The sequence below is a fragment of the Spirochaetota bacterium genome, assembly GCA_034190085.1.
GTDB lineage: Bacteria > Spirochaetota > UBA4802 > UBA4802 > JAFGDQ01 > JAXHTS01.
Genome location: JAXHTS010000023.1, coordinates 44,432 through 56,902 on the forward strand (window position 1 = coordinate 44,432; position 12,471 = coordinate 56,902).

A 12,471-nucleotide genomic window follows, 5' to 3' on the forward strand; every position below is an offset into this window, starting at 1 on the left:
GCTTCAGTATCTTTATTATTTCATAGCTATCTATGATAATAGAAATCACCCTGATAAACATTCCATGCCAGATATTAAATACGGGGAGAAAAATAATATATCGTTTTCTTAACCATAATCCCTTTATAAAAAATCTTCTCGGTGTTTTTCAAGCAATAAAGAGGTTGAGATTTTCGTCGGCATAAAAAAAGTCCTTTGGTTTAATGACTATGATTATTTTGAGGGGTAGGTGTGTTCCAAAAATCGACTAATTCCATATTTAATGAAAATAATGAAAAAATATCATCAATATACATAAGTTAAAACAGATATTAGGCAAGAGGTAACTATGGAAGCGCCAATTGTTAAAATTTGTATGCAATTCACCCGCTAAACGCTTGTTTTGGTTTAATAAACATTTAAGATACCTGCATTGGCAGAGCCTCCCTTTTTGAATACAGGGGAATGATATTTTAACCAAAGCTGAGTTGTTGCCATTGTTGGGCCTATAATTTGATCTCGAAATTATAATAAAAATCAAAAATGAATCCATCACAGAGAATATTTCAGAGAATGATAAGAATAAGGGCTAAATTGGTGGGCGAACAGATATTGCCCTTTATTCACGACGGTGATAATATTCTTGATTTTGGTTGCGGGGATATGACTATCGCGGATTTTCTTACAAAGAGTAAAAGTGTGTATATCACTGGAATAGACATCGTTGATTATCACTATAAGAGACTGAAATTTATTAAATACACTAAGGGCAGGTTGCCCTTTGAGGATAATGAATTTAGCGTAGCTTTAGCTGTATTTACGCTTCATCATACTGACAATCCTCATTTTTATCTAAAGGAGCTAATAAGGGTATCAAATAATAGAATAATTATAATTGAGGATACCTATATAAATAGATTTGAAAAGTGTGTCGCCTATATTGTCGATTGGATAGGGAATCGTGTTGTATCCTGGAGCATAAATATTCCCTTTAATTTTAAGTCTATGAAGGAATGGAAACTCCTGTTTGACATCAATGATTTAACAGTAAAGCACATTAAGAAATTTTATCCTCACCCGATTCCATATATCCCCACTCACAATGTCATTATTGTGCTGGATAAATAAGCCTCTTTGTTGAATATTTCGTAAATCAAAAAAATGATCAAAGGTAGAATTTTTAAAGAGTGCTAAAAGGTTATGATTGTATGAATGAATGTATTAAATCTAACACTTTTAGGTAAGATGTTCTCTTCATCAGTTAAGTCCCATAAATTCGGGATGGCAATATCCATATAGTCCAGCCAATAAAATCCTAAATATTCTCCAATATCCGGTCTGAGATTACTTGGACTCTTATCGTGAATTGAAAATATATATAGATTTTCAATTGCAAAGGGATCTTCCACATCTATTTCTTTATATATTGCTGGCAAGATGCTCATGCTGGATGTATATTCACTCCCAAAGATCGGTTTAGCAATTGCAATACCTACAGCATAGTCGATGTTTACCTTCATATTATAGTAATCAATTCCATCTGCCTGAATAGCGGCAACTATTATTTTGTCATCTTGGTTGAATGTGCTGCTGCTAAGCCAGCCGCGGCTTAACCAAAAGGTAATGTATGAATTGTGCTGATAAAACCTTCTGTTTATATTTAACTCGTATCCATTTGTAGTAATTTCATTTACACCTTCATGCAGATTGTATGAGAATGCAAAGTCCTCTTTACTTATAAGGAAGCCCAAATAATCCCCCTCAGTGGGCGCTAGGAAACCATTGAAGTCCCTATCCCATAGCGCTACCACGAAGATATCATCTTCATGATCATCAATATCCCCAGGGGTTAGGTCAGTACTGGAGAGGTCAATATTAAACTCATTTTCCCCTGGAGGCATTTTGTAGAAGTATTTTATATATTTAAATGGTTCTTTAAATAATAGGTCAATATCTTCAATACTCATCTGAGCAACAATTAGGAATATTGGATTTGAGTTCTTGTCATACCCTGGAGGTTTCTCAAAGCTTCCAGAGATTGAGATGTCATGTCCTGACTGCTTGGGTAAATCCATCATCATTTCAATATTTCTGTTTCTGTAGAAACCTCTCTTGATTGTTAATAGTGTCGGGAGTTTCATCGGATCATCAGTATGGAACCCAATTCTATCTCCGCCATCAGGTATTCCGTTGTTGTTCTTATCAAGGAATGCAATAATCAAAACATTCTCAATTGGTATGTTTTTGCCAAAGGGTAAAACCTTCATCGTATAATCTAAATCCGATGCTCCTTTTTCCAACTGCTGATAACCCACAATAGCGTCAATGTCAAACATGCCCTCAATATCATCAAAATTGAGGGATGTCAACTCGCCGGCATAGGCGACTATAGTAAGATCACCCGTATCATTTCCAATAATTGTGCCCGAAATCTCTGCTTCAAAGTCATAAACACTTCGGTTCAGCTTAAAATCAATATTATTATTTGAGTCATCCCGAAGCCTATAGGTGGGACTAAAGGCACTGAGGTTAATATAAAACCCCACAGTGTCACCAGGCGTAAGTGGCGAGGGTAATCCACCAGCATAATTCATGTCCCACATGGCAAAAATTAAGATTTCGTCTCCCGCATTTAGGTCCGTCTCAGAGAGGTCAATATTGTATTCTATTATCTGGGTCCCATTCTTTGGCTGTTGGACCTTTTCAAAGCATTTCAGATATTTCATTGCAACACTGAAGTCCTCGAGATTGTCGAGGAGTACCATCGGATCATCGGCTTCAATTACAGCTATATAGATTGGATTAGACTCCTCATCGTAGATTTCTCCATCCGGCAATTCCATGCTCCCGCAAAGGGGGATATCATATCCCGATGGTTCAGCTAGTCTAATTACCTTATCGATATCAAAGTTGATGTGTTTATTATCTAAAATTCCCTCACGAATCGTTAGCTTTGTAGGGAGATTATTATACTCATCGGAATAGAATCCAATCATGTCGCCCGCATCGGGTTTCTCATTTGCGTTCTCATCGAACATTGCAATGAGATATACATTTTCAATGGGAACATTATAACCATAAGGCATTATCTTCATTGAGAATGATACAGGGGATTCGGCCTTTGTTAGCTTCTTATATCCGATTACACCATCTATGTCAAAATCATCGATATTCATAGATGGCATCTCGCCAGTAAATGCCACAACCATTATTTCGCCCTTGTAATCCCCATCTATAGTGCCTGAGATGTAAGCCTCAAAGTCATAAACACTTCTGTTTATATCAATTGAAATGTCTTCATTATGCCCGCTCTTGAGGACATAGTATGGCGAATAATCGTCTCTATCAATGTAGAACCCCACATAATCTCCCTCAGTGGGATTCGGTATGCCATAATTATAATCCTTATCAACAAATCCAAAGAGCAGAACCTCTTCCCCTGGTCGTAAGGAGGATTCTGATAGATCAATGTTAAATGAATGGTCAATCGGTTCTACTGCCACAATCTTAATGATAAAGTCTTGAGGATTTTCTTCTATCACTTCAAAATCATCAACAGCCCTGGAAATAACCATAAATGCAGTGCCGAATATCCCTTCATCTATTTCAAGATTGCCTGATATAAAAATCTGGTTATTGTTTTCCTCCTCTCCGCAGGAATGAGAAGAAATTACTATAAGAATAATAAACAGAATATATAATATTTTTGCATTCATAATATGCCCCCATATAAACATTATACTTAGGAAAAGAAGTGTCTTTGATTTGATATTTCTTATATATGTGTTCTAATGAATATTCTATATATATAAATGAGAGGTCATTTCATATCATTGTATGATTATATTGTAATAGGAAGCTGAGGGGCTCTGATTATGGATCATGATGTCTCTCCCATTTGTTGAGATATCTCCCACACAATAAGCTTTCAATTATCAATAATGAAACATATTAAGAGAGATTAGCCATATTGAGTATAGTATTTGCTATCCTTTTGAATAAGATTAATAAATTAATAATTTGAGAAATCAAGACATTTTTTTATCATATGCATACATTTCTAATAACTATTCACAGAGTGGGGGTAGAAATGGACTATTTGCTACCTTTAACTGAGGATACATTGAAGCAGAGGAAGTGACGTTAAATGGGGCGTCAACAATTGATAAGGGAGTGAGAACTTTTACGACATTGATTGATGCGCCTTTGGATTTTCGTTGTTTAGGCTAAAGAGTAAAAAACTCAGAAAATCTTATACTCCTACTTAAAAGATTCTCCTCATCAAATAAATCCCAATAATCTGGAAGATATAGAAACCAGAATGGGCAATACCAGTAGAAGGCGAGACGCTCCCCCTCGTCCGGTGATTCATTTCTGTTGCTGTCATGAATCGCAAAGATAAATATATCATCAATGGCAAAGGGTTCCTGTACTGGTATCCCTTCATATATTATAGGAAAAATCTTAAGATTAAATTTATTCTCTTGTCCAAATTTTGCGTCAAATGTCATATTTGCAATCACATAATCTATATCCATCTCCATACTGGAATAATTGACTCCATCCTTATGAATAGCTACTATCATTATATTGTCTCCATCGTATAATCCTCCTGAAAATAGACCCTTATCTAACCAGAATGTAACTGACGAGTTATGTTGGTAAAACCTCTTATTCAATTTAAACTCAAATCCATTTGATGGGATAGTATTAACCCCATCTTGAAGATTTACAGAATATGCATAAGCCTCATTACTCTGCACATATCCAACATAGTCACCCTCCGTTGGATCAAGAAATCCCCCATCTGAATCCTTATCCCAAATGGCTAATATTACGACATCATCCTTAAGGTCTTCTGGATCTCCGGGTACAATATCTGTGATAGATAGATCAATATTAAAGGTGTTCACTCCAGGGGGCATCTTATAGAAGTATTTAATCGCATTCAAGGGATCCTCAAACATTATTGCAATATCATCAGCCTGAGCAACCATTAAAAATACCGGAGGAGAGTTCTCATTATATCCATCGGGTTTTTCAAAGCTGCCCTCAAGGGAGATGTTGAACCCAGAGGGTATGGGGATATTGAATAGCATCTTCATGTCGATGTTATTCAATTGACCCTCATCAACTCTGATTGTACTGGGAACCTGCATTGTGTACCCAGAGTTTTGTTGTTCCTTAATGTAGAATCCAACCTTGTCCCCACCATCGGGTTTGCCATTATAATTATTGTCGAGAAAAGAGATTATAAATACATCCTCAACAGGAACGTCTGATCCAAATGGGAGGATTTTAAGTGTATAATCCAGATCAAAGCCTTTCTTTTCTGTCTTTAGATAACCGATGACAGCATCGAATTCTATTGCATTCTCCAAATCGAAGGAGTTTATTTCACCGGCATATGCAACGATAGTAAGTTCACCAGCATCGTCTCCAATAATCGTTCCATTTATCTCAGAATCAAAGGAATAGGCTTTCCGGTCAAGTTTGAAGTTTATCTGATCGTTTTCAACTTCCTTAAGCTTATAAGTGGGACTAAATTCCTCAGCATTCATATAAAAGCCGACATAATCCCCATCGCCAGGGAAGGATAATCCTGCATGGTAGTTCATATCCAAATAGGCCATTATAAAGACATCATCACCTGCAACATTATCCGTCTCAGTCAAGGAGATGAGGAAGTCAATCTCATTTGTGCCAGTCGTCATTGGCTGAATCTTCTCAAAGTATCTAACCGTGCCCAATGGGTTCTCAAAAATTTCATTCGGATCATCTGTAGCAGCAACCAAGAGGAATAAAGCCTTAGTCGGATCGTCATTAAGGACTACCCCTTCAGGTATTTCAAAACTGCCACTAAGGGGAACATCATATCCAGCCGGATCGGGTAACTCCATTAGCATCTCTATCTTCTTATTTGCCAATGCGCCCTTATTTATTGTTAGCAGAGCAGGAAGATGATGTTCATCCTCTGTATGAAAACCTACTATATCCTTGCCATCGGGGATGCCATTCCCATTCTTATCCAAGAAGGCTATGACATAGACATTATTGATTGGCACATCCTTTCCATAGGGCAATATCTTTAAGTTATAATCTAGGTTGGTCTTATCCTTATAGATTGTCTGAAATCCTATTACAGAATCAAAATCAATGGCATTCTTAAGATCAAAGGAGTTGATCTCGCCAGCATATGCCACAATGGTTAATTCACCGGTATCACTCCCTGAGATGGAGCCGCTTATCTCAGATTCATAATCATATACCCTTCGATTGATCTTGAATTGTATATTTTCGTTGCCATCATTTCTTAGGGTATACTGTGGAGTCATAGCCTCAGTATTAATATAAAACCCGACATAATCCCCTTTCGTAGGGTATGGGAATCCTGCAACAGAATCCTTTTCCCAGAGCGCAAAGATGAAAATTTTATCTCCAGCCTCAAGATCTGTTTCAGATAGCATAATGTTGAAATCTACTGTATCAGTTTTCATCTCTGGTAATGGGATCTTTTCAAAATATTTTACCGCATTTAATGGATCATCCATAATCTTATTAGGATCATCTGTCTCAGCTATAATTATATAAACGAATTCGGAATCATTACAGTAAACCTCTCCCTCAGGCATATTGAAGCTTCCATAAACAGGATGATCATATCCAGATGGGACGGGGAGCGTCATCTTCGTTTCAATGTGTTTATTGGATATTGAGCCATTATTTATTGTTATTAATGTGGGAAGTTGGTTCTCTTCTTCAGAATGGAATCCGATCATATCATTGCCATCGGGTTTACCATTACTGTTTTTATCATACATAGCTATTAGAAATACATTCTCAATGGGTACATTATGACCATAGGGCATTATTTTCATTGTATAGGGCAAAGGAGATCCACTTTTATAGGTTCTTTTGTATCCCACAATCCCATCAATATCAAAGTCATTGAAATTAAAAGAATTTAACTCTCCAGCATATGCCACAAGTATTACGTCGCCGCTGTAGTCTCCCTGAATGGTGCCTGAGACCTCAGCATCAAAGTCATAGACCCTTCTATTGACTCTGATGTTTATGTTGTCATTATAGCCCTCTTTGAGTATATAGGAGGTTTGCCAATTCTCCTTTTGAAAATAGAACCCTACATAATCGCCCTCAGTAGGATTTGGAATTTCATAAATATAATCATTATCTACAAATCCAAAGATGAATACCTCCTGCCCAGTACTCAATTCAGTATCAGAAATATCCAGATAGAAATCATAGTCATACGGCTCAACAGAGTAGATCCCGATAATATGATTCTGTGGATCATTCTCAATTTTATCAAAATCATCCGTTGTGGCTATTGCCAGAAATGCCGGGCCTAGTATATCATCCTCAATCTCAAGTGTTCCGGATAGATAAATCTCGTTATTCTTTTCTTTGCCGCAGGAATTGAAGGATATAATAAATAAAGCTAGGACAAAACAGTGTAAAATTTTTACTTTCATTATTACTCTCCTCCTTATTAAGATAAACCTCTATCTATAATAAATAGACTTGGAATGCTTCTTAATGATTCAAAAGGACAATCGATAAACTACTTTTAATACTCATAGCGAGCTTCCAGGATAATTACATCATTATCTCTATAAAAAGAGAATAAAGAGATTTCCTCCATGTTAATCTCTTCATCATCCTTAAAGTCTTTTATATATCCATAGGACAGGTCTATTGTAAATCCATTCATAAAGTCAAAACCAATCTTTGGCAGAAAGAGCAATGCCTTATTCTTTGTATCGATCATTCCCATAATAAATATGTTAAGTTGACTTGAGAAAAAACTATCCGTTAGTCCTGTGGCAATCATATCTGTTATTGTGGGAGGCATTAGTTCATTATCAAAATATAGGGCTTCATGCCACTCTAACAATAGCACAGTTTCACCCTCATGCCCCTCCAGTATCCTATTTAACGGCACATAGTAGTTAAAACCCGCTGAATAGGATAAATACTTTGATTTTTTCACTACAAAGGGTAATTCTAATTCTTCTGGATCGCTAATCTCTTCCAAATTTCCCTGGTCAACAATACCACTCCTATCTGGAGAGTAGGCTATTTCGAATTGAAGGGTAAAGGGGCCAACACTTTTTGAAAAATCGAATCCAAAATAATTGGTGATATAGTATTTAGAATCCACTACAAGAGTGACCGGTTCATTATAAGGTAAATAATTAGTGCGCATAGGCACCATTAATGGCTCTATGTCCGGGCCATGATATCCGCTTATTGATAAATCTGTCCCCCAAATGCTGCAGGAAAGCCTACCGCCATAGGCATAATTGGATGGATCAATTTCTAGTTTATCTGGTTCGGAAATATTCACTGGGAATGGCTCCTCTTCGTATTTAAATGCCCAGAAATTGTCGCTTGCAGCGATGAGCATCGGAACATGAACAGGAGCAAAAACAATCTCTAGGTTTAAATTGTTAAAGAATATCATCCCGGAACAGGATGGCACAGCCACCCTCATTTCATCTTCATCAACCAAGAAAAGCTCTCTTGCATTCATCGGATTGAAATATGTAGTAGGATTAAGAGTATCAGCAGTTCCCCATGCATATATTTGATTGCCCACCCTCAACCTGAATCTTTCAGCACCAAAACCGATAAAGAGTTCATTAAAGCTGACCTCAAAGGATTTATTGGAGAGCCTCAAATTCCTTGAGACTTCAAAATCTTCAGTGTAAATATATTCATCATTTACACATTCATCAATAATGTTTGAGTTAACATATATATTCATATCCATCCGGAGTTTCAGATACTCAGTGCCCAAATTAAACTTGATGTTTTTGCGAATCTCATTTTTCTTGTTGGTATCCTTTAATTCCTGCTCCTTATAGGTGCTTATAACATTTTCAATTTCTATAAAGCCGTTTAGTTTATACTCTATAAAAGATCCTTCTGCATCATCAAAGAAGGACTCTTCAGAATCATCATATTCCTCTGAATCATCATCATCTTCTAATTCATCATACTCCTCGTAATCATCCAACTCCTCCAAAGCGAGGATTTGGTTGTTCATAATAATGTTCTTCTCAGCGTGTATATCTTCAATAAAGAGATAAAATACAAACAATCCAATAAAGGATAATGCTATTAGATAATTAAAAATTTTAAAAAAATTCATAGACCCTCACCTTAAAGATAAGTATGGTTTTATTATGAGTCAACAAAAGTTGTTATAATATTTCATCTTTGTATTATTATGATGTATAAAGAATAAATAATGTATGAAATGGGTATTATTAAAATTAAATGTACTAGAATATTGATATAATCAATAAGGAACTAATTATTACAAGAAATTAATCCATTATCAATGATTGATTAATTGATATTTCAATGTATGTACATCAATTCACATTTTATAGTGTCAGCAATGTCTCGCATAATTGAAGCGATACATAAGATGCAACATTATATATTGACAACAGACTTCTTTAATCATCATTTTATTTAAAATTACTATTATAATGCTATCAAGGAGAAAGGGATGGAATTCTTAAGAATCTGGAGCGAGGTTGATATTAAGGATATTGAGGATAAAATATTGATAGTGGATGACATGTTTGGCTACTGCCCGGGGTGCAAGGAGATTGGCATCAAATTAACGGATATAAAGCAATGTCCCAATTGCAAAAGGGAAGTTAAGTATATCACTTCAAAAGATGCAAAAGGTGGCGCAAAGAGTCATGAGATTGTTATACGAATGAAAAGAAAATTACCCAATCTAACCTTTGTCGATTATGAAGATTACGAAAGAGCAACATCCAAAAAGAAGGGAGAGGGGCTCTTCAAAATCTAAATTGTATTATCCCTAGGTTTTATTATCTTGGTACACAATTAAAAAAGAATGTAAAACCCCTCTCACTTAAAGTAGCAAGAGGGGCATATTCAGTCGTTTTCAGTATATAATATGTCAGACTCATTGACCTATATTTAGACCGCAACAGCCTCCTGATACTGATACCTATTCATTAAATACTGTCTCATATTATAGAAATGTTTTGCCTGTCTTTGTATCTCCTGCTCAGATAGATAGTGATCAAGATCGAGGGTCTGTCTATAAAATGATAGGACACGGCTGAAATAGAGAGGTTTCATCGCCTCAATTAGAAAGGAACTGGAATTAGTAGTGTCATATGCATATATCAGTTCAAATATCATCTTTGCCCATAAATCAGCCGATATATCTATTTTACCAGAATCGAACATATCATCGAGCTTGGTAAAGGTATCCGGACTTAAGGAACGCTCAAGGATCTCTCTATTGATTTTAAACTCACCTTTTGCTGTTTCTTTCATAGTCTTGTAATCCACACTCAAGCTCTGAGGTTCTGTAAAAACGTTTTGACCATAAAAGGGTAGAGTTTCAATATCGCATACATTCTGCCATCTATTTTTGTTTGTTAATAAAATCTCAAATAGTGTACCAACCACCTGACTAAACATGGGACCTAATTTTGGCGCGCTGGGCTTATGCACCTTCGCCCCTAAACCCACTTGACAGGTTTTAAAATCACCTATAATTGCATTCAATGTCATAAATATATCAATACCATACTGAAGTGTTGTCTTATGCCAGTGTTGCTGTAAAAAATACTTACCAAGTCTGTATGAAAAAGCAAAATCACCACCAATTGGTTGACGAATATTCTTCCCAAGCAGTCCATAGACAAGCGGGTATACGATGTTATTGGTAATAGTGCCGTCATACTCATTTCGTGAATAAAGGGGTGTCGCAAAATCAAAACCATCGTTAAGTATTGGATTTGCCAAATCGCGTATCCATTCAGGTGTAATACTAACAATATCAGCATCTATTACCACTACAGCCTTGGCCTTTAACCTAAAGACTTCCTTAAATAGGTTAAAGAAATTATTTCCTTTACCCTTTATCCCTGGCGATGTAGAGATATATATCTTTGGGATTGCGCTTGTTGATTTCAAGAATGCACCGCGAGTGTCATCTGGCGAATTGTTGTCAACATTGATTATCACACTTGAATAATTGGGGAAATACTTTTGAAGACCCTGAGCGCTTTTTTCAACGACAAATGCTATATTATCAGCTTCGTTATATGAAGGAATTCCAATTACTATATCAGCTCTCTTAACACAATTTGGATCATACTTAATCATGAGATCATCTCCTTTTATCATTTTAGGTTGTTGGTATTTAAATATAAAAAAATATATATTAAATTTATTATATTATTTGTTTGCCTCCTAATTAAACATATATATAATTTATCTAATAAATAAAGTATCGATGTATTAACAGAAAGGCAAAAAAAATGATAGTATTTTCATAAAAAATTTCATTATCTTGGTTTAATATTTGTGAAAATTACTGCCTAAGACTGGAATATGAGATGTTAGTGTTGAGGAAGTGGTAGGGTAAATTTGTTATATCTGGAAGATATAAAAAGTAATAAGCGATACAAGAGGTCCAAGATATGTGAATTATTAGTACTTATGTTTTCTTGTACATCAATCAATAATGGTGTTATAATTAAAGTAGTAGAAAAAAATGTAGCTAAACACCTAAGCAAATCAATGATACAGCGTAAGCGGCTATTCCTTCGCCTCTACCTATAAATCCAAGCTTTTCGGAAGTCTTTCCCTTTATTCCAATTCTATCAGTTGCAAGATCATTTAGAGCAGCGGAAATATTCTCCTTCATTTTATCGACATATGTGGCGATCTTGGGCTCTTCACAAATCAGGGTTGAGTCAATATTTATTATACTTATAGAATTTGTAACAAGAATTTTATTTACATGCTTTAATAGCTCAATACTCTTTATATCCTTATATTTCTTGTCATTGTCAGGGAATAGAATACCTATATCTCCCAGATTCGCAGCCCCTAATAAGGAATCTATTATAGCATGAACTAAGACATCTGCATCGGAATGTCCAGCTAAACCATATTTATAGTCGAGGTTCTCTCCCCCAATTACCAAGTTCCTGTTATTAGAAAAGGGATGAACATCATACCCTATGCCAACCCTTATTCCCTGTATATCACACTGCATACTATAAAGTTAGATTAACCGTATTCCGATCAAGGCAATTCATAGATCAAATACATCAGATAATGAACTCAATTTCAATATATCCAATACTTTTGGACTAATTTTATTGATCTTTAAAGATTTACCCTTACCCTTTTGCATTTTTAAAAGAGTGATAAGAACTCCAATACCAGATGAATCAATGTAATCAACATTTGAAAGATCAATCTCAATATCCTTATCCATACTTTTACCAATATCAAGAAGTTTAGTTTTAAACTCCTTTATTATCATCATTTCAATATCACCACTTATAACAGCAGTTACCACATCATTATTATCTTTTATATCGATATCCATGGCAAGTCCTTTATATTAAAATTATATTGGTATTGTAATTATTATTAGGATAACTATTGAATATA

Annotated in this window: 8 protein-coding genes; 2 read left to right on the plus strand and 6 right to left on the minus strand. The window is 35.4% G+C overall.

The window, feature by feature from the left end:
• The first annotated feature begins 552 nt into the window (after positions 1–552).
• A complete protein-coding gene (locus tag SVZ03_04675) occupies positions 553–1,107 on the plus strand; it encodes a methionine biosynthesis protein MetW (GenBank protein ID MDY6933503.1) in 555 nt (184 codons plus the stop codon).
• Positions 1,108–1,169: 62 nt separating this feature from the next.
• On the opposite strand, the gene SVZ03_04680 is transcribed toward SVZ03_04675, so the two are convergent.
• The 3 genes from SVZ03_04680 to SVZ03_04690 form a co-directional block, all read right to left on the minus strand.
• Positions 1,170–3,695 carry a hypothetical protein gene (locus SVZ03_04680; protein MDY6933504.1) on the minus strand — a complete coding sequence of 842 codons (2,526 nt, stop codon included), beginning with the start codon at positions 3,693–3,695 and terminating at the stop codon, positions 1,170–1,172.
• A gap of 510 nt (positions 3,696–4,205) precedes the next feature.
• Positions 4,206–7,472 carry a hypothetical protein gene (locus SVZ03_04685; GenBank protein MDY6933505.1) on the minus strand — a complete coding sequence of 1,089 codons (3,267 nt, stop codon included), beginning with the start codon at positions 7,470–7,472 and terminating at the stop codon, positions 4,206–4,208.
• A 95-nt stretch (positions 7,473–7,567) separates the two neighbouring features.
• Positions 7,568–9,154 carry a hypothetical protein gene (locus tag SVZ03_04690; protein MDY6933506.1) on the minus strand — a complete coding sequence of 529 codons (1,587 nt, stop codon included), beginning with the start codon at positions 9,152–9,154 and terminating at the stop codon, positions 7,568–7,570.
• A 366-nt stretch (positions 9,155–9,520) separates the two neighbouring features.
• Here SVZ03_04690 and SVZ03_04695 point away from each other — a divergent pair, with 366 nt between their 5' ends.
• On the plus strand, positions 9,521–9,832 hold the full coding sequence (locus SVZ03_04695) for a hypothetical protein (GenBank protein ID MDY6933507.1): 312 nt from the start codon (positions 9,521–9,523) through the stop codon (positions 9,830–9,832).
• Positions 9,833–9,966: 134 nt separating this feature from the next.
• Here the strand turns inward: SVZ03_04695 and SVZ03_04700 are convergent, their stop codons facing one another.
• The 3 genes from SVZ03_04700 to SVZ03_04710 form a co-directional block, all read right to left on the minus strand.
• Entirely contained in the window at positions 9,967–11,169 is a 1,203-nt protein-coding gene (locus tag SVZ03_04700; protein MDY6933508.1) for a glycosyltransferase, read from the minus strand.
• Between the two features lie 397 nt (positions 11,170–11,566).
• Complete coding sequence (ispF, locus tag SVZ03_04705) at positions 11,567–12,046, minus strand: 2-C-methyl-D-erythritol 2,4-cyclodiphosphate synthase (GenBank protein ID MDY6933509.1); 480 nt, start codon at positions 12,044–12,046, stop codon at positions 11,567–11,569.
• A 60-nt stretch (positions 12,047–12,106) separates the two neighbouring features.
• Positions 12,107–12,406 (minus strand): STAS domain-containing protein, encoded by a 300-nt coding sequence (locus SVZ03_04710; protein ID MDY6933510.1) that lies wholly within the window; start codon positions 12,404–12,406, stop codon positions 12,107–12,109.
• Between the last annotated feature and the right edge of the window lie 65 nt (positions 12,407–12,471).